The organism is Yoonia litorea (assembly GCF_900114675.1).
GTDB classification, from domain to species: Bacteria; Pseudomonadota; Alphaproteobacteria; order Rhodobacterales; family Rhodobacteraceae; genus Yoonia; species Yoonia litorea.
The window spans coordinates 1,536,212-1,558,309 of the sequence record NZ_FOZM01000001.1 but is presented as its reverse complement, the minus strand read 5'-3'; the positions used below and the strand labels follow the sequence as shown (position 1 = coordinate 1,558,309).

23 protein-coding genes are annotated in these 22,098 nt (G+C 61.9%); 12 read left to right on the top strand and 11 right to left on the bottom strand.

Annotation, left to right across the window (positions count from 1 at the left end; translation table 11 throughout):
- Positions 1-26: 26 nt before the first annotated feature.
- Positions 27-1,544 (bottom strand): 5'-nucleotidase C-terminal domain-containing protein, encoded by a 1,518-nt coding sequence (locus tag BM316_RS08035; RefSeq protein ID WP_090206200.1) that lies wholly within the window; start codon positions 1,542-1,544, stop codon positions 27-29.
- Between the two features lie 18 nt (positions 1,545-1,562).
- A complete protein-coding gene (locus BM316_RS08030) occupies positions 1,563-2,342 on the bottom strand; it encodes a metallophosphoesterase (protein ID WP_131802552.1) in 780 nt (259 codons plus the stop codon).
- Between the two features lie 144 nt (positions 2,343-2,486).
- Between BM316_RS08030 and BM316_RS08025 the strand changes: the two genes are divergently transcribed.
- Complete coding sequence (locus BM316_RS08025; RefSeq protein WP_090206193.1) at positions 2,487-3,209, top strand: GntR family transcriptional regulator; 723 nt, start codon at positions 2,487-2,489, stop codon at positions 3,207-3,209.
- Here BM316_RS08025 and BM316_RS08020 read toward each other — a convergent pair.
- The 3 genes from BM316_RS08020 to BM316_RS08010 are packed head-to-tail and all read right to left on the bottom strand — an operon-like array spanning position 3,200 to position 5,678.
- Complete coding sequence (locus BM316_RS08020) at positions 3,200-3,850, bottom strand: hypothetical protein (protein WP_090206190.1); 651 nt, start codon at positions 3,848-3,850, stop codon at positions 3,200-3,202. The two genes, BM316_RS08025 and BM316_RS08020, sit on opposite strands and share 10 nt — an antisense overlap.
- Positions 3,847-4,743, bottom strand: coding sequence for a carbohydrate kinase family protein (locus BM316_RS08015; RefSeq protein ID WP_090206187.1), 897 nt, complete (start codon positions 4,741-4,743; stop codon positions 3,847-3,849). The genes BM316_RS08020 and BM316_RS08015 overlap by 4 nt, the downstream gene beginning before the upstream one ends.
- Positions 4,740-5,678, bottom strand: coding sequence for a nucleoside hydrolase (locus BM316_RS08010; RefSeq protein WP_090206184.1), 939 nt, complete (start codon positions 5,676-5,678; stop codon positions 4,740-4,742). Before BM316_RS08010 ends, BM316_RS08015 begins: the two co-directional genes overlap by 4 nt.
- Positions 5,679-5,886: 208 nt before the next feature.
- On the opposite strand from BM316_RS08010, the gene BM316_RS08005 reads away from it, so the two are divergent.
- The 5 genes from BM316_RS08005 (at position 5,887) to BM316_RS07985 (ending at position 11,726) form a co-directional block, all read left to right on the top strand.
- Positions 5,887-6,918, top strand: coding sequence for a BMP family ABC transporter substrate-binding protein (locus BM316_RS08005; RefSeq protein ID WP_090206181.1), 1,032 nt, complete (start codon positions 5,887-5,889; stop codon positions 6,916-6,918).
- Between the two features lie 61 nt (positions 6,919-6,979).
- Positions 6,980-8,548: an ABC transporter ATP-binding protein gene (locus BM316_RS08000; RefSeq protein ID WP_090206178.1), complete on the top strand. Its 1,569-nt coding sequence runs from the start codon at positions 6,980-6,982 to the stop codon at positions 8,546-8,548.
- Positions 8,541-9,641 carry an ABC transporter permease gene (locus BM316_RS07995; RefSeq protein ID WP_090206176.1) on the top strand — a complete coding sequence of 367 codons (1,101 nt, stop codon included), beginning with the start codon at positions 8,541-8,543 and terminating at the stop codon, positions 9,639-9,641. The genes BM316_RS08000 and BM316_RS07995 overlap by 8 nt, the downstream gene beginning before the upstream one ends.
- Positions 9,638-10,666 carry an ABC transporter permease gene (locus BM316_RS07990; protein ID WP_090207745.1) on the top strand — a complete coding sequence of 343 codons (1,029 nt, stop codon included), beginning with the start codon at positions 9,638-9,640 and terminating at the stop codon, positions 10,664-10,666. Before BM316_RS07995 ends, BM316_RS07990 begins: the two co-directional genes overlap by 4 nt.
- On the top strand, positions 10,653-11,726 hold the full coding sequence (locus tag BM316_RS07985; protein WP_090206173.1) for an ADP-ribosylglycohydrolase family protein: 1,074 nt from the start codon (positions 10,653-10,655) through the stop codon (positions 11,724-11,726). The genes BM316_RS07990 and BM316_RS07985 overlap by 14 nt, the downstream gene beginning before the upstream one ends.
- A 559-nt stretch (positions 11,727-12,285) precedes the next feature.
- On the opposite strand, the gene BM316_RS07980 is transcribed toward BM316_RS07985, so the two are convergent.
- A complete protein-coding gene (locus tag BM316_RS07980) occupies positions 12,286-12,411 on the bottom strand; it encodes a DinB family protein (RefSeq protein WP_090206170.1) in 126 nt (41 codons plus the stop codon).
- A 269-nt stretch (positions 12,412-12,680) separates the two neighbouring features.
- On the opposite strand from BM316_RS07980, the gene BM316_RS07975 reads away from it, so the two are divergent.
- Positions 12,681-12,911, top strand: a complete 231-nt coding sequence (locus tag BM316_RS07975) for a hypothetical protein (RefSeq protein ID WP_090206167.1) — start codon at positions 12,681-12,683, stop codon at positions 12,909-12,911.
- Between the two features lie 42 nt (positions 12,912-12,953).
- On the opposite strand, the gene BM316_RS07970 is transcribed toward BM316_RS07975, so the two are convergent.
- Entirely contained in the window at positions 12,954-13,226 is a 273-nt protein-coding gene (locus BM316_RS07970) for a hypothetical protein (protein ID WP_090206165.1), read from the bottom strand.
- Between the two features lie 121 nt (positions 13,227-13,347).
- On the opposite strand from BM316_RS07970, the gene BM316_RS07965 reads away from it, so the two are divergent.
- Positions 13,348-14,241, top strand: a complete 894-nt coding sequence (locus tag BM316_RS07965; protein ID WP_090206163.1) for a LysR family transcriptional regulator — start codon at positions 13,348-13,350, stop codon at positions 14,239-14,241.
- 321 nt (positions 14,242-14,562) lie between these two features.
- Here BM316_RS07965 and BM316_RS07960 read toward each other — a convergent pair whose 3' ends face one another.
- Entirely contained in the window at positions 14,563-15,222 is a 660-nt protein-coding gene (locus tag BM316_RS07960) for a class I SAM-dependent methyltransferase (RefSeq protein WP_242649794.1), read from the bottom strand.
- Positions 15,223-15,479: 257 nt separating this feature from the next.
- On the opposite strand from BM316_RS07960, the gene BM316_RS07955 reads away from it, so the two are divergent.
- Complete coding sequence (locus tag BM316_RS07955; RefSeq protein WP_090206160.1) at positions 15,480-16,382, top strand: LysR family transcriptional regulator; 903 nt, start codon at positions 15,480-15,482, stop codon at positions 16,380-16,382.
- A 129-nt stretch (positions 16,383-16,511) separates the two neighbouring features.
- Here the strand turns inward: BM316_RS07955 and BM316_RS07950 are convergent, their stop codons facing one another.
- The 3 genes from BM316_RS07950 to bla form a co-directional block, all read right to left on the bottom strand.
- Positions 16,512-16,940 carry a glyoxalase superfamily protein gene (locus BM316_RS07950; RefSeq protein WP_090206157.1) on the bottom strand — a complete coding sequence of 143 codons (429 nt, stop codon included), beginning with the start codon at positions 16,938-16,940 and terminating at the stop codon, positions 16,512-16,514.
- A complete protein-coding gene (locus BM316_RS07945) occupies positions 16,937-18,325 on the bottom strand; it encodes an MATE family efflux transporter (RefSeq protein WP_090206154.1) in 1,389 nt (462 codons plus the stop codon). Before BM316_RS07945 ends, BM316_RS07950 begins: the two co-directional genes overlap by 4 nt.
- Before the next feature lie 220 nt (positions 18,326-18,545).
- Positions 18,546-19,481, bottom strand: coding sequence for a class A beta-lactamase (gene bla, locus BM316_RS07940; RefSeq protein ID WP_090207740.1), 936 nt, complete (start codon positions 19,479-19,481; stop codon positions 18,546-18,548).
- A gap of 541 nt (positions 19,482-20,022) precedes the next feature.
- Here bla and BM316_RS07935 point away from each other — a divergent pair.
- Genes BM316_RS07935 through BM316_RS07925 form a run of 3 tightly spaced genes read left to right on the top strand, consistent with a single transcriptional unit; the run spans position 20,023 to position 21,991 of the window.
- Positions 20,023-20,703 (top strand): DUF2306 domain-containing protein, encoded by a 681-nt coding sequence (locus tag BM316_RS07935; RefSeq protein WP_090206152.1) that lies wholly within the window; start codon positions 20,023-20,025, stop codon positions 20,701-20,703.
- Positions 20,700-21,401: a hypothetical protein gene (locus tag BM316_RS07930; RefSeq protein WP_131802551.1), complete on the top strand. Its 702-nt coding sequence runs from the start codon at positions 20,700-20,702 to the stop codon at positions 21,399-21,401. The genes BM316_RS07935 and BM316_RS07930 overlap by 4 nt, the downstream gene beginning before the upstream one ends.
- Positions 21,402-21,451: 50 nt before the next feature.
- The gene (locus BM316_RS07925) at positions 21,452-21,991 is read left to right on the top strand and encodes a P-loop NTPase family protein (protein ID WP_207493638.1); all 540 of its coding nucleotides are present in this window, start codon (positions 21,452-21,454) and stop codon (positions 21,989-21,991) included.
- Positions 21,992-22,098 lie beyond the last annotated feature (107 nt).

Below are 22,098 nucleotides of genomic sequence, written 5' to 3'. Positions count from 1 at the left end.
GGCCGCTGGTCCGGCCGGGGCAAACGTCATTCCGGCACGACGAAATCGATGCTCAGCGCCGGGGCACCGCCGGGATCGCCATCAAAGGCGGCGGCCGTGCGCAGCCCCTGTCCCGTCACGATCAGCACAATGGCGTTGCCCTCCGCCCAGTCGTCGCGCTGCACGATTTCCGTGATGACCGTCGACAGGTCGGGGGTGGTCTTTGAGGCGCCGATCTGAATCCATGGCTCCGGCAACCAGTCCACGGCGGCCTCGGTCAAGGGACGACGGCTGATATCGCCGGCATCCATGGCAAAACGTTGCGCGTCGCCCGTCGCCTCACCCCGGATCGTCAACGCCGTGTCGGCCCCGCTTGGCTCGTCCACCTCGAATGTCAGCCTGGCCTCGGTTATCTCGGCTCCTTGCGGCACCGCCAAGGCTTCGAACCGCATGCCGATGATCTGGTCGCCGTTTACGTGGTCGTCATTGACGAATTCAAGATCGGAGCTGTCCATGTACATCGCTCCGCCATCGCGCGTCTCTTCAGCATCGTCGAGGGAATGGCCGATGCGGGACAGGACCGTGCTGATCTGCCCAGCCGTCGCCAGAATCTCTACTTGGAACGTCGCATCAGTGGCTTCGCCACTGTTGTCCGTGACGCTCAGTGTGGCTGCGTAGAGTCCGCCTGCTGCATAGCCATGGGCTGGGTTCTGCTCGGTAGAGGTGGCGCCGTCGCCGAAATCCCAGGCCCAGGCTGTGATCTGCCCACCGGGATCGGTCGATCCATCGGTGAAAGACACGGTCAGCCCGGCAACCTTCGCCTCGAAGGTGGCGGTGGGCGGTTCGCTGGCCCGTTCCTGCGCCAGCGCGACGATCCGGCATTCGACCCCAAGCGTGCCCACTTGTCCCGATTGCAAATATGCGATGACCTGGTTGGACACGGTGTCGGCACCGACCGGCCCGACGAGCAGCAGGGCATTCTCGAACATCGTGTATCCGTCGCCGCCGCCATAAAGATAGTTGTTGATGGCGATGCTGTAGGTCGAAGCGTCGTCCAGTGGCGCGTCGCCGACCGTCGCGGCAATCACGCGGGTCCCCGCTGCAGCGGAGGGATCGTATTCGAACCCGACGCCCGAAACCTGGAGGAACCGCCCTGCCTTGTCCTCCAGCTGGCTGACCGAGTTTTCCAGCGCATCGCGCAGGGTCTGGCCGGAGACTTCGATCACGTAGGTCGTGTTGCCGAAGGGCAGTTCGGTCAGCACGTCGCGCGCGGTCAGTTCATGCCCCGCAGCATAGACTTTGTCACCGCGGATCGACCCGGAATTGACCAGCGCGACATCGAACCCGGTGGCAACACGGGTCGCGTCGGCGATCAGGTTGCCCATCGCGGTTTCCTCGGTACGTACCAATGCTTTGGTCGTGGCGAAACCCTCGGGCAATGTCACAAGGACCGCGTTCAGTTCGCCCGACAGGACCTCGTCCAGGCGCGCGACGATCTCGGCCGCCTCGGGCAATGGCGCAATATCGGCGGTGTCCACGATCCGAAAATTCGGATGCCACGTCACGGTGCGGTCCCGCGGCCCTTACGTCACATTGAAAGCGACATCGACGATGGTCACGTAATCGCCTTGAGAGCCGGATTCGGCATGGGCGGTGATGCCGTTGTAGAACGCGACCAGGTCGTGATCGTCCCCGGACAGGAGCATATCGAAGGCCTTGCTCTGGATCGCGCGCTGATCGACTGAATTGCTGGTGCTCATGACCGCAACGACGAAATCCGCCCCCGCCTCGCGCAAGGCCTGCGCGGTGGTTTCGGCAGCGGCCAGGGGATCGGACAGCCGAAGGGCACCGACCTCGGACAGGTCCGCCGCATCCTCTTCGATCGCGCCAACGAAGCCGATTCTGACGCCGTCCACCTCGACGATCCGCGTATCCTGGATGCCGGCCATCAGCCCGCGAGGATGGGATAGATTGGCCGCCAGCACCGGGAAATCCGCGTCGCCGACACGCTGGCGGAACACCGCCTCGCCAAAATCGAACTCCTGGTTGCCGGGAACGAAGACGTCGGGCGGCACGAGGTTCAGAAGATCGACGATGTGTGCGCCTTCATCGAAACGCGACATCAGCGAAGGGCCGAAGGTATCGCCCGCATGGACGAAGAGGGCATTGTCGCCCTTCGCGGCGCGTTCGGCGGCAACGACAGCAAGCACCCTGTCAAGGCCGCCACGGCCATCGGGGTCGGTCATCTGGTCAATGTCGTTCGTCAGGATGAACGAATGTTCGACCTGATCTGCCCGCGCCGCGATCCCCGACAGAGACAGTGCCGCCACAAGGCCGGCCACGGCGAGTCGTCCCGTTTTCATCTTTCGGTCCTCCATCACAATATGAGCGCGAGGATCTTGGTACGTACCAATATGAGTCAACCAGAGAATTGTTATGAATGTATGACGCTTGATGGAAATGCCGCGGTGGGGTAGAACGCACGTTCTTTGTAGGCGGACCTGAAATTGACCCAAGCCCGTTACACCAGGGTCGCGACGCGGATCGCGACTGACATTGATGCAGGCCGCTATTCCGAGCGCGAGGCCCTGCCGCCCGAACGTGCCCTGTCCGACCAGTTCGGTGTCAGTCGGGACACCATGCGCAAGGCGATCAAGCTCTTGGAAGAGCAGGGCTATCTCGTATCGCGCCGGGGAAGCGGCACCTTCGTCGCCCCGAAGACGCTGCGCTCCGCCCAGTCGTCGATCGACGGATGGACCGATTACTCAAAACGGCTTGGGCGAAGGGCTGGTCAGAAGGTCCTGTCCGTCGAGATCATCGCGCCGCCGATGGCCGTGGCCGGCCTTCTTTCGGTCACCGGCGGCACCTCGGTCGTGCATGTAGAGCGGGTCCGCTATCTGGACGATCTGCCCCTGGGCGTACACGAATCCTACCTCGTCCTGCCGCAGCCCAAGCGCCTGACCCGTACAGCGCTGGAGCGCGAGGGCAGCCTCTATCACCTCCTAGAGAAAGAATTCGGCATCGCCCTGGCCGAAGCCACAGACACGATAAGCGCCGTCGCGGCAAGCTCCGAGGACGCAAAATGGCTGGAGGTCGAGCCCGGCTCACCGCTATTGCGGGTGGAGCGCCTGACATTGTCGAAGGACCTGATGCCGATCGAATACAGCGACATGCGGCATATCCGGGCCTACACATACGACACCGCGGTGCGGCGGCGTCCTCAGCCGTAGACGCTCGCCAGGAATGCCCCGCAAGCCACCGTCGAGAATCGATCGTCACGGAACAGGGCGCTCTCAGCGTCGATCCAGAACGGGCGGGCAGGTGCGGGTATCTGTTCCAGCACCGCGCCGACCGTCCGAGGCGTCAGGCCGCCCGAGACGCCGCAGAAAGCGGGCGTTTCGGTCATGTCGGGGATGGCTCGAACCGCTCGACCTTCGCCAAAGGAATTGTCCAGCAGCCAGTCACAGCGCGTCTCTGCCGGAAAGCCGTGCCCGCATTGCAGGATCGTGCGGATACCCCGCGACCGGCCGAAGGCGATGGCGGCATCCGCCTCCATGGGGCTTGCATGGCGACCGACAAGGTTCACCTGAACCCGTGTGAAGCCGGACAGGTCGAAATCCACGGCCCGACCGGCAAAGACCGCCTCGGCCAGGCTGCCGCAAAGATGCGCCGAAAGGCGCAGCCCGGCCCGGCGCAGGTCGTCGACAGTCGGCGGCGCGGGAAACCGCGGCGATCCGGCCTTTTCCGCGCTGATGAGGATGCCGTACTCGACGCGGCCGGGATAGTCCGCGGCGATCCGATGCAGCGCGTCGATGGCGTCCGGCCGGTCGCAACCCGTCAGCGTGACGAATTCAGGCGTTGCACGGGTCATCGCCCCATCCTGTCTGCGACACTTTGCGGGGTGGGAATGGCCTCGCGCGCGCCGGTCACTTCGGTTGCCAGCGCGCCCGCCGCTATGGCGAAATCCAATGCTTCGGCCAGATCAGCACCTTGTGCCCGCCGGGCGAGAAAGGCGGCATTGAAGCAATCGCCCGCGCCTGTCGTGTCGACGACCCTCGCGGGACGCGCCGGACGGTGGAGGCACAAGACCTGCCCCTCCCCATCCCGCGTCGCCACATAGGTGATCCCGGCGCCCCCCGTGCAGCAGACCAGCGACGGGCCCTGATCCAGCAGGGCCGCCACGTTGTCCCTGTCGGGGTCCTCTCCGGTCAGCTTGCGAAAGCCGACATCGTTCACGAAGACCACATGGGCGCTGGCCGCCACCCGCGCGAAACCTTCCGCGCTCAACCCGGCGGCCGCGTCCGCATCGACGCAGATCTCTGCCGTCGCCCCGGGCAGGTGCGGCGCGATCCGGTCGAAATCGGCAGCCATGACGTAGACCATATCGTGCCCCTGCAGCACCGCCGGATTGATCGCGGCGTCCAGCGGAAAGGGGACATAGACAAGGGTCTTCTCGCCGTCGGGACCTATGATGATGACCGTATGCGCCCCGCGCGCGACGTCGTGGGCGGTCAGGCCATCGGTGTTCACGCCGAAAGCGGTCAACGCATCTGCGTGCAACTCTCCCTCCCAAGTGTCGGCAACGCGGCCGATCATCTGCACCTCCAACCCGAACCGAGCGGCAGCACAGGCGAAGTTTGCCGTCGTCCCGCCCGGAACAGAGCCGAAGAAGCGACCCAACATCTTGCCGCCGGGCAGGACCGGATCGCTTGCATGGTAGATCTGGTCCAGAACCGGGTCTCCGATCACCGCGATGGTTGTCATGGCTTCAAGGTCCTTTCGGAAAGGCTGCGAATGCGGTCCAGCATCAGGTCTAGCAGGCCGTTGCAGTCGACACTCGTATGCACCTTGGCATTGGCGGGCCCCGGCGCATCCGCCCGCTCCGCCGTCCAGCCGACCGCATTGCCGGAACTGTAGTGCCCTGCGGTTTCGACACGAACGCACATCGGGACCGACGTGAAAAGCGCTGGTGCAACCAGCCAGGCCAACGGGCAAGGATCGTGCAACAGCGGATCCTCGCGAAAATAGGCGGCGATCATGCCGGACAGCGGAGCGCCGACAGGCCCGGGCAGCGCGGCGATCGCATCGAGCCAGTCCGGGGTGCAGATCGCCTGTGCGGTCACATCGAGGCCGAAAAGCTCGACCGGAACGCCTGCCTGCAAAATCCTGTCCGCTGCCAGCGGATCGGCCCAGAAATTGAACTCTGCCGCCGGGGTCACGTTGCCGGGCACTCGCACCGCACCACCCATGATCGCCAGCCGTTCCGCACGGCGGAATACATCCGGATCCATCGCAAAGGCCAGGGCAAGATTGGTCAGCGGGCCGATGGCGACGAGCGTCACCGTGCCTTCGGGCTCTCTCGCCAGAAAGTCGAGGATCGCCTGCGCTGCGATGGTTCCTTCGACCGGTGCGCCGGAGGGGGGCAAAAGGACACCGCCCAACCCATCCTCCCCGTGAACAAGGTTGCTGCGCGGTTCCGTCCGGTCCAGCGGGGAGTGCGCGCCGCGAAAGACCGGGATATCGGCGCGCCCAGCCAGGGCGACAAGTCGCCGGGCGTTCTCGAATGTCTGGTCCACGGGACGATTGCCCGACACGGACGTCACCGCCTTGACGTCCAGTTCGGGCGATGCAAGCGCAAGGATCAGCGCCAGCGCATCGTCGATCCCCGGATCACAATCGAGTATGATGCCTTTTGACATTGTCGGAACCTCTCCGGTTTGCGCCTTCTTGACGAATTAACCTTAAATTGGTACGTACCATTTTGAAAGCCCCAATGCTCCAAGGCTGGTCCTGGGGCAGATCCAAGGACGTGTCCGGTGCCAATCTGCACATGAAAACCAATAATGAAAAACGTGGCGGCCGGCTTGCAGCGAACGCCACCTGCACTCCAACAGGAAAGGAAAACGAATGAAACACACCCTCATGGCCGCCTGTGTGGCCTCGGCGCTGGCGGCTTCCCCGGCATTTTCCCAAGACATCCAGTCGGTCGCCTTCTTCGTGAACGGCACGCTTGGTGACAAGTCGTTCTTTGACAGCGCGCAACGTGGCATGGACCGCCTGGGCGGCGAGCTTGGTCTTGAAACCCGCACCATCGAGGCGGGGTTCGATCCGACGCGGTGGGAATCTGCGCTCGTCGACCTGGCCGACAGCGGTGAATACGACACCATCATCACTGGGACCTTCACCATGGTCTCTTATGTTGAGCAGCTGTCGCAGGAGTTCCCCGAGGTGAATTTCATCCTGTTCGACGGGATCGTGAATTACGCGGAATGCGGCTGCGAGAACGTCCACTCGATCCTGTTCAAACAGAACGAGGGATCCTACCTGGCCGGTGTTCTGGCCGCGACGCTGACGACCGAGACCACGGACTCGCTCAACCCCGATCCGGTTCTCGGCTTTGTCGGCGGAATGGAGATCCCGGTGATTCAGGATTTCTTCGTAGGCTACAAGGCCGGCGCGGAATCGGTCCTGACTGGTCCAACCATGCTTGAACAATACGCCAACAATTTCGGCGATCCCGCGATCGGCAAGGAAATCGCGCTGGCCCAATACGGACAGGGCGCCGATATCGTCTTTGCCGTGGCCGGCGGCACCGGTCAGGGCGTGCTCGAGGCAGCGGTCGAACAGGGTCGGCTGGCGTTCGGCGTAGATTCGGACCAGGCCGCGATATTTGCGGAGTCAAACCCCGAAATCGCGAACCGGATCGTTACGTCAGTCCTCAAGAACGTCGACAATGCACTGGTCAGCGCGGTCACCCGCATTCAGGCAGGCGAGAACCTGTTCGGAACCGCCGAGGCCCAGGGCCTTGAAACCGGCGGTGTCGGCCTTGCGATCAACGATGTGACGCGGGCCTACGTCTCTGCGGAAACGCTCTCCCGGCTTGACGAGATCGCCGCACAGATCATCGACGGGTCCATCGAGGTGCCGACCGCTTTCTGAGCGCGGGCACTTCACCCCGGGCGTACCTCCCCGCCCGGGGGACCGAGGGGGAAGGACCCGCATGCAGAATGAAATCGTCCTGGCGGTGGACGGGTTGGGCAAGACCTATCCGAACGGCACCGAAGCGGTCAAAGGCGTGTCGTTCGACCTGCGGCGCGGCGAGATCCACGCCATCGTGGGCGAGAACGGCGCCGGCAAGTCGACCGTGATGAAGATGCTCTACGGGCTGGAACAGCCGACGACGGGCAGGATCGCGGTCGCGGGACAGCAAGTCCGGCTGACGACGCCACAGGACGCCATCGACCTCCATATCGGCCTTGTTCACCAGCACATGATGCTGCTCGAAAGCCTCAGCGTGGCTGAAAACATCGCCCTCGGGGCCGAGCCTGTGAGGGGGCCGTTCCTCGATCGCGCGAAGATGAACCGGGAGGTGGCCGAGGTCGCGGCCACCTATGGCATGAACATCGACCCGGCTGCCACAGTGGCCCGCCTGGCCGTGGGGCAGAAACAGCGGATCGAGATCCTCAAGGTGCTCTACAAGGGCGCCCGCATTCTGTTGTTGGACGAGCCGACGGCGGTTCTGACCCCGCAGGAAACCCGCGATCTGTTCAAGGCGATCAGGGGCTTGACAGAGCTTGGCATGACCGTGGTCTTCATCACCCACAAGCTGGTTGAGGTAAAGGAGGTGGCCGATCGTGTGACGGTCATGCGCGACGGCCAGGTAACAGGCCGTGTCGAGCCCCGGGACGTGACCGTCGCCAAAATCGCCGAGATGATGGTCGGACGCCCCTTGTCGCACAAACCGGCCGAGCGGCGCAGCCCGGACCTGCCCGCAAGCGTCACCGCCCGCGACCTGACGCTGATCGGCCTTGATGGCCGGGTTCGACTGAACCGGGTCAGCTTTGACATCCGCCCCGGCGAAATCCTTGGCGTGGCGGGGGTCGAGGGTAACGGCCAGGCCGCGCTTGGCCAGGTTCTGACCGGCCTGCTGGAGCCCGCAGAAGGGGCGGCGCGGATCGGGGGCACGGTCTTTACTGGACGCGGCGTGGCCGCGGCGCGGGCACTGGGCATCGCCGCCATTCCCGAAGACCGCATCCATGACGGCATCGTGACCGACATGTCGATCGAAGAGAATTTCGTCGCCGCCGAATACCGAAACCCCCGCTTTTCGCGCCGCGGCATTCGCGACCGCAATGCCGTAAACGCAGCCACGCGCGAGATGATCGCCGCCTTCGGTGTCAAGACCACGTCGGAACAGACCCCCATCGGCGCGCTTTCGGGTGGCAACATGCAGAAGGTCGTGCTGGGCCGCGAATTCACCACCCAGCCCCGGTTCCTGATCGCCGCCCAGCCGACCCGCGGCGTCGATATCGGCGCGGCCGAGGGGTTGCGTCAGCAACTGGTCGATCTGCGCGACGCGGGCACCGCCGTGCTGCTGATCTCGGCCGATCTGGAGGAAACCATCGCGCTGTCAGACAGGATCATCGTCCTGTTCAAGGGCCAGATCGTGGCGCATTTCCGGGCCGAAGAGGCCGACGAGAACGTGCTGGGACTCTACATGCTGGGGGCAGAACGCAAGGCCGGCGCGAACGGCTGCATCGACCAACAGCCGGAGCACGCCCATGTCTAGCATCGCGGGGGGGCAGGGTTCGGTCCTTCAGGAAGTCATCAAAACGCTGGTGGTCATCGTGATCGGCCTGCTGATCGGCATGGTCATCGTTCTCTTCATCAGCGAAGAGCCGACGAAAGTGTTCGACGCAATCCTGACCGGGCCGCTGCCGTCGGCCTCGACCCTCGATGACGGGACGGTGCGCTGGCGCGGAATGACCCGGTTCGGCACATTCCTCGAAGACAGCATCACCCTCGCACTGGTCGGCCTGGCTGTGGCGATCCCGTTCCGGGCGCAGCAGTTCTCGCTCGGCGCGGACGGGCAAATGTTCCTCGGCGCGCTGGCCTCTGCCGTGGTCAGCATCTACCTGCCCCTGCCGGGCATCGTCCTGATCCCGCTCGCCTTTCTCGCCGCCGTCATCGCGGGCTTTGCCTGGGGCTGGCTGCCCGGGGTCATGAAGGCCAGGGCCGGCGCGAACGAGATCGTGACGACGCTGATGCTGAACGTCATCGCGATCCAGTTCTTCATCTACTGCGTCACATTCCTCATGCTGGACCGGCAGGCCGGGTTCATCGTCACGCCCTTCTTTCAGGATGCCGCGATCCTGAACCCGCTGATCCACCGGACAAACGTCACCTGGATGATCGCGGTAGCCCCCCTGGTCTGCCTGCTGGCTTACCTGTTCCTGTCCCGCACCAATATGGGCTACGAACTGCGCGTGGTGGGCCAGAACCCGGCCTTCGGGCGGCGCATGGGTATGCCGGTGGACCGCACCGTCGCCCTGTCCATGGCGCTTGGCGGCGCGGCGGCGGGCATGGCCGGGTTCCACATTGCCAACGCCATCCTCAAGCGCCTGCCCAGCGACTTCCCGGCGGGGCTTGGTTTCGAGGGGATCGTGGTCGCCCTGCTGGCGCGCAACGACCCGCGACTGATCCTACCAGCGGCCCTATTCTATGGCTACTTGCGCGCCGGAGCACAGGTGATGGAGCGTACAACCGATGTCAGCCGCGAAATGGTCCTTGTCGTTCAGGCGATCATCATCCTGCTGATCGTGTCGGAGAACCTGCTACCGCGGCTCGGTCAATGGATCGGGCTGGGAAGGAGCGCCCGATGACGATCGTTGAGTTCTTCCAGACCCTGCTGACGGCCTCCTTCTTTGCGGCGATCCTGCGCGCGGCCACGCCCATGGTGTTTGCCGCCCTTGGCGGCCTGATTTCCGAACTGGCGGGCGTCATCAATGTGGCACTTGAAGGGATGATGCTGATCGCCGCCTTCTTCGGCGTCGTCGGATCGACCTGGGCGGCGAGCGTCTGGCCCGAGGCCAGCCCGCTTTTCTTTGCGCTTGTGGGGGCGGCGGCGGGGCTGGGCGCCGCGATGCTTCTCGCGCTTGTTTTGGCCGTATTTTACCTCGAATTCGACGCGAACCTGATCATCGCGGGTGTCGGGATCAATATCCTTGCTGCGGGCCTGACCGTGTTCCTTCTGTTCTCGATCTCGGGCGACAAGGGGTCTTCCGCCGGGCTGACCAGCTTTGCCCTGCCGACCCTGCCGCTCAGGCTCCTCCAGGACATCCCGGTGATCGGGGGACTCTTTGCCGGGGCCAACGGAAACGGGCACCATGTGCTCGTCTATGCAGCGCTTCTGGCCATCGGGCTGGTCTGGGTCTTCCTGCATAAGACCCGCCTTGGCCTGCGCCTGCGCGCGGTGGGCGAAAACCCCGATGCCTGCCGGACAGTCGGCGTACCGGTCAAGCGCATCCAGTATGTCGCGATCCTTCTCAGCGGGTTTCTGGCGGGGCTGGGGGGCATCTATCTGTCGATGGGCTACCTGACACTGTTTCAGGCCAACATGACCGCCGGGCGCGGGTTCCTGGCCTTGGCGGCTATCTTTCTTGGAGCACGGTCGGTCTTCGGAACGGCCGGTGCGGCAGCCTTCTTCGGCCTGGCCAGCGTCTTTGCGGCGCAGTTGGGCCTGCTGGATGTGCCGACCGCCGTCGTATTCTCCGTCGCCCCCCTGGTCACGATCCTGGCCCTGCTGGCCTTTGCCTGGCGGCGCCAGCGCCGCACACGGGCCCAGGTGGCGGCGGAGCTGATTACCCTCAACGCGCGCCGAAAGGACACCCCCGATGCACAAGCCTGACGAACTGGTACAAAAGATCCATTCCGGGCTTCTGGTTGCCGGAATCGGGGATGCGCTCGGCGCCCCGACCGAGCAATACACGATGTCCGAAATCCGCGACAGGTTCGGAGACGGCCTGCTCGACCGCTTTGTCGCGCCGCAACCGGACACCTTTGCTGGTGCCAATGGAGGCAAGATCGCGGAAATCACCGATGACGCCAGCCAGATGTACTATCTGGCGCGCAAGTTGATAGAGCGCGGACCGGCCTTTTCCAACGCGGACTGGATCGACTGCCTTGTCGAATGGCGCGAAACCTCGCCCAAGGCGGGCTTCATGGGCCCCAGCACCGAGGCCCTGATCAGCGCCCTGAAAGACGGGCGTGACCCGACGCGTTTCGGCATCATCGGAACCTCCGACCGCAAGATGACCAACATCGGGGCGACCAATGGCGCGGCGATGCGCTGCGCGCCGATCGGCATGTGCCACCCCGGCGATCTTGCCGCCACCTGCGAGATGACGCTGCTGACCTGCCTGCCGTCGCATGATGCCAGTGTCGCCATCGAGGCGGCCTGCGCTATCGCCTGTGGCACGTCGGGCGCAATGACGGCAGGGGCCACCGTTGCCGACGTGATCGAGGCCTGCCGAGAGGGCGCGAGCCGGGGGCGCAGACTTGCCGCCACCCATGCGCGGCTCGAGGCTGGGCCGCGGTTTGCCGCCCGCATGGAGATGGCTCTCTCCATTGCCGGGACGGTCGAGAACGATTGGCAAGTTCTGGAGCGGCTGGAGGCGGAAGTGGGCAACTCAGTGCTGGCCGCGGAATCCGTCCCCTGCGCCATCGGAATCTTTGCCTACGCCAAGGGCGACCCCTGGTTGATCGTCCGCCTGGCGGCAAGCATCGGCAATGACAGCGATTCCATCGCCGCAATGGCCGGCGCGATGGGCGGGGCCCTCAAGGGACCTGAAGCGGTCCCCGCAGAGATCGTCAGGCAGTTCAGAAGGGCCAACCCCGACTTCGACCTTGCGGCCATGGCCGAAACGCTCGCCGCCGCCTTCGACCTGAACGAAACGAGCGTCGCCTGACTGGGCGTAGGACGCTAGAGGCGATGATTTCGCCAGCAGTATTGGCAACACGGCCATAAATTCCACTGTCAAGAGATCGGCTCGCTTTTTGGTCGTGTTTTCTCGCCAGCTGAGTTGTCAGCGACTACAGGTTCTGGCTGAGGACATCAGTTCTCTGGCCCCTGTTTCTCACACCTGTCTAGCCGAATGACTGCCTTTGTTGCTGGCTAGAACCCACTTACACCTGCAGCAAACGACCGCTCTCCGCTCGACACGCAGAATGCCACCGTGGTAGTGCTCTGATAGCCGCCATTCCGCTAGCAGAACGGAAAGGCCGCACTGTCCCGCGAAGTGTGAATTCGAACCCTTCGGCTTGGTGCAAGCGCGGCGAATGTCGGCATCGCAGGCTGCGAGCGCAGCATTGAGCGTTAGTGGTCAACGGCAGCTTTGGGCCTTTCATGTCGATGGCCTCCTACCAAATCGGACAGGACGCTGCGCTGCCTCCGATGTCCGCAAGGAGCCCAGAGTCACCGATGCCGCACGACGTGCGAATGACGGCTTCCGGCTTGCGCAAGATGCCTCAAGTACTGTTTGCAGCTTGGGCGACATCAGGCAACATGGGGAGGTCCGTTGAACCAGGATCGATGCCAAAACCAGTCAATATTCCATGGACTTGACCTCGGTGATGCGTAGCGTGATTGAACATGTGTGTGAGGTTAAATCCGAAGTCAGCAAGGTCCCGCACACCACCAGTTCGTTTCAGGCTCGATTTAGCACCTGCAGCGAAAGTCCGGAATTACGGGCCGCAGCGCAGCAGTGGCATGGTAGGATGAGCGGCAGCTTTGGGCCGGAAGCGCCGGTGAGTTCGTCGAGTTCAATTGGGTCTTGCCGCGAGGCTACATTGCTGGTCCGCGGTCGTGAGGATGTGATCCTGCATCATGCGCAAATGACACTTTGCCCAGTTTCTGTCGGAGAATGGCGTCAGCATTTCGACCAACGCTCTGGCGGCTTGAAGATCCAGGCACCGAGGCCGATCCGAAGACGGTCGCGGATCGGACCTTTCCTGTGTTGTGCGCAAGTTCAATTCAGGCTGCACCCGAAATGGCTGAAATGCTGGCGTGCACTCAGCAAACACTGAAGGTGAAAATCCATGGGGTCGCGATTGAGATGCGCGAGGACCGACCTCCTTGGCCGTCCCCCGCCTAGACCGGATTTGGCCAAAGTGATCAGGAGCTCGTGCAACACGGCCTATGCCTCCTCAATGAAGTAATCGAGCTGCTCAAGAAAGCCGTACTTGCGCATGAGCGCGTCGCCTTCCGGTGTCCGGCTGATCCGACGCATTTCCTCTAGATCGTGCACCTCACCGACAACAGCGGCGAGTGTGTCATCCTTGGGTGACCTCAAGAACGTCGGGACATCAGCGCAGTTGCCGAAAACCTTTTGATGGGCCGCTTTGTAGGCGTCCATCTCTTCCTGGCTGCGCGGTCCGGTGCGACGGACGATTGATGCAAAAAGTGTCATGGTTGATCCTTTCCAGTGAGAACATGAACCGGGTCAGCCCGGCGACACAGAAAGGATGGCACATTTGCGATTGTCGCATAATATACGCATGATCGAAATCACTATCTCATGAGATCGAACAATGATCGACCAGCTTCGCAACATGGCCATCTTTCAATGCGTGGCGGAACTCGGCACGTTCCGCAAAGCCGCCGACCGGCTCAACTTGTCACCCTCTGTGGTGAGCCACCATGTATCAAAGCTTGAAGAGCAACTGGGCACACCTTTACTTTATCGCTCGACCCGCCGAATTTCTTTGACAGAGGCCGGTGCAAAGCTGCTCGAGGCGTCACAGAGGATGTCGATGGCCGCTGCAGATGGGCTTTCCGCTATTCAGAGGCAGGCCGATCGGCCCTCGGGCACGCTGAGGATCACCGCAGCCACGCCAACGGCCCACACTCCGCTTGTCGACAACTACACGCGGTTTTCTGCGGCCTACCCTGATGTACAACTGGATATTCACCTCACCGACAGCACGGTACCGCTCGAGGGATCAGGATTTGACGTCGCAATCAGGGGCCGGGTGCAGGATCTGGATGACAGCAGCTACAAGGCGCGCAAGATCGGGCAGCTTCAACTGTGCCTCTTTGCGGCGCCGTCATACGCTGCCGCGCGACCTCGTGCGACGTCTTTCGCCGATCTGTCTAACTGGGACTGGGTGCGCGCCCGACCAATCCCATGGTCTCGAGTTGTTGGCACCGAGATGGCCAAAGAGCCGCGGATCGTGGTCACCGCAGACAATTACACGCTCGCCCGTAGATACGTGGAAAACGGGCTGGGTTTCATGGTGGAAGCCTACGAGCTTGTGGCGAATGACATCGGCGCCGGGCGGCTTGTGCAGCTTCTGCCGGACATCGAACTCCCACAGATCGACATTTATGCGATCTATCCAGCCAATAGCCCGCAGGACAGTCTGGCGCATCTGTTCGTAGACCACATTTCTGCCAATCGTGGATTCCGGCTGGAGCAGCTTTAGGCGATCTCGCGACTGCGGCGAAAGGCAGCAATGCGGGCTGCGGCCGTCGTTGCATCGGACAAACTTCGCCGAGATCGGCTCCGGGCCGGCGGTGTTTGGGCGTGGTGATCCTTCAGCCAAATATGTTGCGACCGATCTAATGGTGGATCCGAGCCTACATTGACCAAGGCCGCGAAGCGCACCAATGTCGGAAAACTGTAATTGTGAGAATTGCGAACCGACGAACGATGGCTTTTGACGCTTCGGAAGCTGTGATTGTGAACTTGTTCCTCGCGCCGCACCAATCAAACAAGACGGAACAAATGACTGACTGCATTGCGGCTAGGCTGCCAGTCGTCGCGCGATGATCGTGGCGGCCGGGCCGGAGCATGGCATGATCTGCACTTCGCAAGGCATTGTCTCTTGCAAGGCCGCAATGACATCGAAGGTTTGCAGGAAGTTGCCAGTCCCACGTAGCTTCACAGCGCTCCGCATGGCCCAATCAACCAAATCACGCAGCGGCGCCTGCGCACAAAAGGTGAGACACAAGACGCCCCCAATCTTCAGAACACGGCATAATTCACTGAGCGCCAGGTCCGGTTGGGTGACCACTTCCAGGGCCCATGCGCAGGTCACCACGTCGAAGGATCGGTTTGCGAACGGCATCTCTTCAATCCGGCCAAGCGTTTTAGTCACCGGAATATCATCACAATACTCCAACATGGCACGCGACGGATCAAGCAGCGTGATTTGCTCTGGTGGAAACCCTTCAGACAACAATGACCGGGCAAATTGACCCGTCCCGGCCCCCGCATCCAAGATGGTCGACCCCGAGGCCAGGACCATGCGCACAGCTGCCTCTAAGGCCGCCTGCGCCTCACCACCTGCAAATCGAAGCCACCTCTGATGTCGGAAAGCGTAAGTTGGCGCCAACCGATCGTAAGCACGCAGCAGGCGTTGATCCGGCAGGATCGCACGGTCCATGTGTTCGGTCGTGATCAAGGATGGGCCTCGGGAAGATGCGAATTGGGCACCGACCGGCAAGCGCGGCAGCAAGGGTGGTAACCCGCCGCCGTCAAAAGTCTTTCCACCATAAGGCTGCAATGACCGGAATACTTCAAAATCTTCGCTTTCTGCGTGCGAGAACAAGGTGCTATTGCTCGGGGCGCAACGTGCATCGCAACCCTTGTGCACCAGTCTAGCCATGCGCATGCGATCTATCGATTGTCTAAAAATGGCTTTCTGCTATACGTCAATGCATGAACTGGGACGCAATTTCGTTTGATTGGAATCAGGTGCGTGCTTTCTTGGCGACGGTCGAAGAGGGCACGTTTAGTGCTGCTGCGCGCGCGCTTAAGACCACCCAGCCGACCATCGGACGCCAAATCGCGGAACTGGAAGAAAGGCTTGGCGTCACGCTGCTCGAACGAAGCCCGAAAGGGCCAAATCTGACCGAGGCGGGCGGCGTTCTGTTGCATCACGTGCGCGCCATGAGCGATGCAGCGGTGATGGTCTCAATGGCAGCCGTCAGCCAGTCAGCCGAGGTGTCAGGGACTGTGCGGATCACGGCATTTGACATGATGGCCGCGCAACTGTTGCCGACCATCCTTTTGCCCTTGCGTGATAAGGCGCCCGGATTACGGCCGATTTTGATCTCGTCCAATTCGGTTGATGACCTTTTGCGACGCGAGGCGGACATCGCGGTGCGGCACGTGCGGCCCGAGCAGCCTGAATTGGTCGCAAGGCGGCTTGGCGGTTTGGCAACAAATCTCTACGCCGCGCCCAGTTACCTGGATCGTGTCGGGCGGCCAAAATCACCGCGTGAGGCTGGGGATCTGACCTTCGTTGGTCCGACCGAACAAGGCGAGGTGCACGCTTTGATGAACGGGCTGGGGATACCGGTCAACGCGCGCAACTTCATCATAGGAAGCGACGCTGGCGTCGCCATTTCCGGCTGCGTCAAGGCAGGCTACGGGGTATCTCTCTTGCCCGCCGCGACTTGCGAGGGTGATCCAGGTTTTGAGCGGATTCTGCCCGACCTGCCCACCCCGCAAATGCCGGTTTGGCTGGTGACGCATCGCGAGCTTCAGACCAGCAAGCGGATCCGCATCGTCTTCGACCAAATCGCGCATGGCCTTAGCCAATATGCAAAGGCCGACTAGGCATTGATGGGCCAAATCCACGGATGGCGGGTCTTCGGACCAAGAACCTGTCACGGCGGCTAAGGGTTTCAGGCGTCTATTTGTCCGGACCTGTCGCCGCGTGCACCGATTACATGGATGGTCTGAACTTCACAGGTCGATCTCTGCATGCGGTACCCCATCCGACGTGCGTTCTTTCGAATGACCTGCCGGGCCGATCTCGACCCGAATCTGTTTGCGCAGGTTCGAGAAACTGTCAAAGCGGACGACATCCACGGCCTCCTCAAGATCAAGCACCAGCCGAAACCACCCGGGTCGGATCTGATCGGACTGCCGGACCGTCGCGCGGAACGGTTGAGACATGTACCGCCCTGTGACGCGCGCTCCGATCTGCAAATTACGTGGCCGCACATCGCTTAGTCTCGCGTGAAGTGCGTTCCAATCGCGAAAACCATAATGCATCGCAATCCGCTCAAGCGCCTGGGCGTGGCTGATCTTTTGGCCCTGCTCGGCAAGCGAGGTGCGCAACGCCTTCGCCTCGCTTTTGGCCTCCGCCACGGAAGGAAGATCACGGTTCATAGGGCAACCCTCTCAGTTTGTGAAAACAGGCCCCATCTCAATGATTGCTTGCGTGCCAGCCGCGACAGGACGAGGCCGGTCAGTCCCGCCAGAAGCGCCTCGGCCAACGGACCGGCAATCCATATTCCGGGCTCACCGATCAGACCCGAAAGGACAAAGGTCAAAGGGATCGCAAAGAGATAGGGCTTGGACAGGCCAAGGACCGCCGCACGCGCGGCATCGCCAATCGCTTGGAAATGCATCGCGATCATCATCAGCGGACCCGCGACAAAGAACCCGGCAGAAAGCACCGGCAAGATCCGTGCAACTTCGGCAATGACAGTCGGGTCCGACACAAATGTCCCACCAATGGGTCCGGCAAAGACGGACATCGCGATCTGCAGCGTCAAACAATAGACAAAGGCCGCAATCACCGCCGTCTGCAAGCTAGCATCGCTGCGCCCATACAGGCCCGCGCCAAAGTTGTTGCCGGTGATTGTCTGCATTGCGTGGGCCAGCCCAAGAAGCGGCAGGAAAGCGAAGGTGATCAGCCGGGTAATGATGCCATAGGCCGAAACCGTCGCATCGTAATTCGGGGTTTCAACCCATTGCAAGGCAGCGATGATCGCCCCGGACCCAAGTGCGAGGCCAATGAAATTGAGGCTTTGCGGCGCGCCAAGCGCAAGCATGCGCGCCCACCCTGACCAAAGCGAATGCTGCCACAAGGCAGAAGGTTTCAGCGCCGTCGCACCAAGGACGCGGTATCCGAGAATGAGAACCAGCGCCAACACTTGCGCCAACGCAGTTCCATAGGCAGAACCGGCCACCCCCAGATCGAGTTGCCCGATCAGGATGTAATTGAACAGCATGTTGGCAAGCGACACGAACAGGCTCATCCCTGCCATTAACGCGACCAGCCCTTCGTTCCGTAACGCATCGGAATTGACCGACAAGATGAAGACGATGGGTGACGCGAAGGCCGTGATGCGGAGATAGATCAGCCCCATCTCGGCCAACTCTTCCGACCCACCGGCGGCGAGAAGCGCCACCGGCTCTCCGAAGGCAAGAAACAGGGCCACAAGACCGACACCCATCGCCAGTGCCATGCCGTGCGCGCCGGCATAGGTCGCGCGGGCCCCGGCCATCCTGCCTGCACCGAACTCGCGGGCGAGGCAGCTTGACATGCCCGAAGACACCAGCGTCGCCAGCGAAACGACCAGCATATAGAGCGGGAACATCAGTGTGACGGCCGCCAAGGCCTGAGCCCCGGCAAAATGGCCGAGAAACAAGGCATCCGCGACCGCAAGCAGCCCGTTCATGCTCATCACGAAGATGATCGGCAGTGCGGTGCGGATATAGATCGGGCGCAATGGCCCATTCAGAAACGTATTGGTTTGGGACGACATGACCCTGTTTTCCTTCTGGCTTTGGTCGCGCAATAGGTGGATGGGGCCCGCATTACCATCTGCACGACACAGGCCGAGGATGACAAAGATCGTATCTGATGCAGAACTTCACCGTGACGAATGTCGGCGGGCGGCGGGCGTCTGTGGCCTGCGTTGTCACTACGGAGACGCGCGATATCTGTCAAGCGGGTCGGGATCGGCTGGTGTGGCGTCCATCACTTCACTGGTCTGCCATCAGGTCGGCAACAGCAGCTGACAGCGCAATCAGCGCGGCGTTGCGCCTCTCAAAGCCCACTTCGGCTTCCGAGATGTAGATCGCGACAAAATACGGCGCCTCCGCATCCGGGGTCACCATTGCAATCAGGCTTCGGCTGTTGGCGCTAGCCCCGGACTTGTCTGCAACATCCCAGGTGTCCCGCACATACGCACGCAACAGGCTGCCCGTCACCCCGCCGAGGCCCATCCACTCGCGCAACTGCGCGCGGGAGGACGGTGACAGCGCATCGCCCACCAGCAATGCTTCCAGTGACGTAGCCATCGCGTCGGGTGTCGAGGTGTCCGAAAGGCCATCAGCGCTGCGTGTGTTCAGCGCAGGTTCGTGACGGTCCAGCCGCCCCACCTCATCCCCGATGCTCCGCAGAAAGTCGGTAACGGCGCCCGGCTCGCCCAAGCGGTCAATCAAGAGGTTCGCGGCTGTGTTGTCGCTCAGATCAATGGTCGCAAGGCAGAGATCGCCGATGGACATGAAGGTCCCGACGCGGGCCTCGGTCACCTGGGCATAGTCCTGAAGGTCCGATGGCGTGATCGCAAGGGCTTCATCCAAATCGAGGGTACCCGCGTCGGCGCGGGCCAGGACCGCGCCGCAGAGCAGTGCCTTGAACGTACTCGTCATCAAAACCCGCTCATCTCCGCGATGGCTCCATGACCAGTCGGTGCCGCTCTGGCGGATGACCAGCCCGACCCGCGCATCGAGCGTGTCTTCTATGCTGGCGACGGTTTCGCGCAATTTGGTCTGAGGCGTCTGGGCCAGCGCCGGATGCACGGCAAGAAAGGCAAACGTGAGTGTCCATGCCCCGCGCCGCAGCCGAGCGGCGCATATCCCAGAGGGGGATGGGCGCGCAAAGTGCACGCGAAGTGGGCGTCGAGGGTTCTTCATGACGTTCACTTTTGCCAAACGATAATGGCTTTGTCTTGTTCAAGACCGTCCGCAACCCTGTCACTCGGAGCGGCGCGACCAAAATCGTTCATTCTTGAATGGCTCCGTCCCTGGTGCCATGGTCCCGTAGTCGCGGCAGGACGGGCTTTCGACCTCAGGAATGCCCATTTGTGCCTGCATGGTCCATCTCCGAAATCCGAACAGCGGCCATGCGCTGGCACATAATCTCGCGTCACTATAAGCCCTGTCCTGTCAGGTGTTCGGCCTTGCCTGCCTGTCAGCGAAGCTTGAGGCAGCCTGACACCCGGACCTGCTTCTAATCCAAAGGGCGGACCCCGCGCTTATACATCTGTGTATGGCAGCTGTCAGGATTTGGGCAATCCACCATTTATAGGCGCACAGCTAATAGATCTCCAAGTGAGGAGTGCCGACGGCACGAACACCGCCACAGTGCCAAACCGCGCGACGCCTTCGCTGACGTCGCGCAGCACTTAGTCAGCCAATGCCCTGACAGGGGGCATTCAGTCAAACGGAGCCGGAAATGCGCAACGTCACCAAATTCGAATGGGCCTTTCTGGCGTTCGCCTTGGTCTATTCCTTCATTCCCGCTGTCTTGCCCTTTGTCCGGGTTTCCGAGCTTCTGGGCGGGCCGATCATCATGCCGCCCAACCCACGCGCGATCAACGAGCCGGTGCCGATTGTTCTGCATATCCTGGCGAGCGCAATTTTCTGTCTTGCCGGTGCGGTTCAGTTTCTGCCGAGCTTGCGGCGCACTCGCCCCGCCCTGCACCGGGGTCTTGGTCGACTGGTTGCAGCGGCCGGCTGTGTCAGTGCATTGACCGGGCTTTGGATGACGGTGTTCTACGTCTTTCCGTCGGCACTTCAGGGCCCGTTGCTCTATTGGGCGCGCGTCGTTCTTAGTATTGCAATGGTTGCCGCCATTGTCTGGGCGGTCGTTGCGATACGGGCAAGAAACATAGCAGCCCACCGGGCCGCCATGCTGCGGACCTACGCCATCGGCCAGGGCGCTGCGACGCAGACTGCATTGTTCATCGCTGGGATGGCCCTCTTCGGCGCCGAGCCATCGGGCTTTTCACGCGATGTCCTGATGGTGGCTGCCTGGGTGATCAACCTTGTCATCGCAGAGGCGATCATCCGCCACGCCGACCTTGCAAGACCTACCAGAGCCGTCGATAAGCCAGCCGCGCGGCCCGCGCCATGACGCGGCTGCTTCCTCCGATGCGTTCCGACTTGACCGGCACACCGGGACTGGTCCTGAGCGGCACCCGCCTGATCGGCTTGGCCCTCATCGTTGGGGTGGCGGGTTGGCTGGCGGTCCGTATGTCAGCGTTCCCCGCGACACTCCTGGCGGAACTGCAGATCGGAATGCCATCGTTCTCTTTGGCCTGGATCATTCTACTCCTCTACGTGGTCCTCCTTGCCATCCCGTTTGTGCCAAGCGCAGAAATCGGGCTCGCCGTTATGCTTGCCTTGGGATCGTCAATGGCCGTGCCGGTCTACGCCGCAACCGTTCTCGGCCTGACCATCGCCTTCATAGCCGGGCGCCACGCGCATCTTTACCGGCGCGGCAATGGTGCGGGCGACGATTTATGGACGTCCGATGGGATCGCGCTGCTGCAAGACAGGCTGTGCCATCGGCCAGCCCTGCGGCGCCTTCTACGATTTCGCGGTCTGGCGTTCATCGCCATGATTAACATGCCCGCCAACACCGTCGTGGGCGGCGGTGGCGGCATCGCGATGGCCATGGGATACAGCCGGTTGCTGACGTTCAGGCAATTCCTCTTTTGTGCCGCAGTTGCAGTCGCTCCCGTCCCCACGCTCTTCCTTGCAGCAGACTTCATCGGGTTTGAAACTTCGGTCCGCTCTTGGCTCGACCACGTATTCGACACACAAACCTGAAGCCCCCCAACGGGCTTCCATCACGACGGGTCCGACAGTAGACAAAAAAGATGACACAAGACGCCTCAACCACAGCAGCCATCAAAAGAGTAACGGTTTTCGGAAAGCCTGCGGGCGGCAAGTCAACGCTGAGCTGCAAGATATCAGAGGCGACCGGTATCGCCCTGTTTCCGTTGGATCTGATGGAATACCATCAAAACGGCGAGCTTGTTGATAGGGACGTCTTTTACCAGAAACATGCAGAGCTGATAGCGTCCGACAAATGGGTGATCGAAGGCCTGGGAACCATGCGGTCCTTTTGGGATCGCATTGATGCGGCAGATACGCTCGTCTACGTCGATCTGCCCTACCGCATTCACTACTGGTGGGTGATCAAGAGGTTCCTTAAGGCTCCATTCGTGAAGCCGCTGGGGTGGCCCGAAGGAAGCTCTGTTCTCAAAGGGACCCTCGCAGGCTTCAAGTACCTAAAGTTGTCCCGGGCATTCTGGACGCCAGATTTGCTTGAAAAAATCAAAGTACGGGCCAAGGGCAAAACCTTGCACCACATTACGTCGCTCAGGCAGCTGAATACATTCACGAACAACCTCTAGATTACGCGTCGCGCAAAGTAGGGCAACGGCGCATCAGTTGCAGCTCTTTCTGCTCAAGCCATTGCCACGAAGCCAAACCTTAAGTTCGTTCGGCTGTTTCGCTTGGC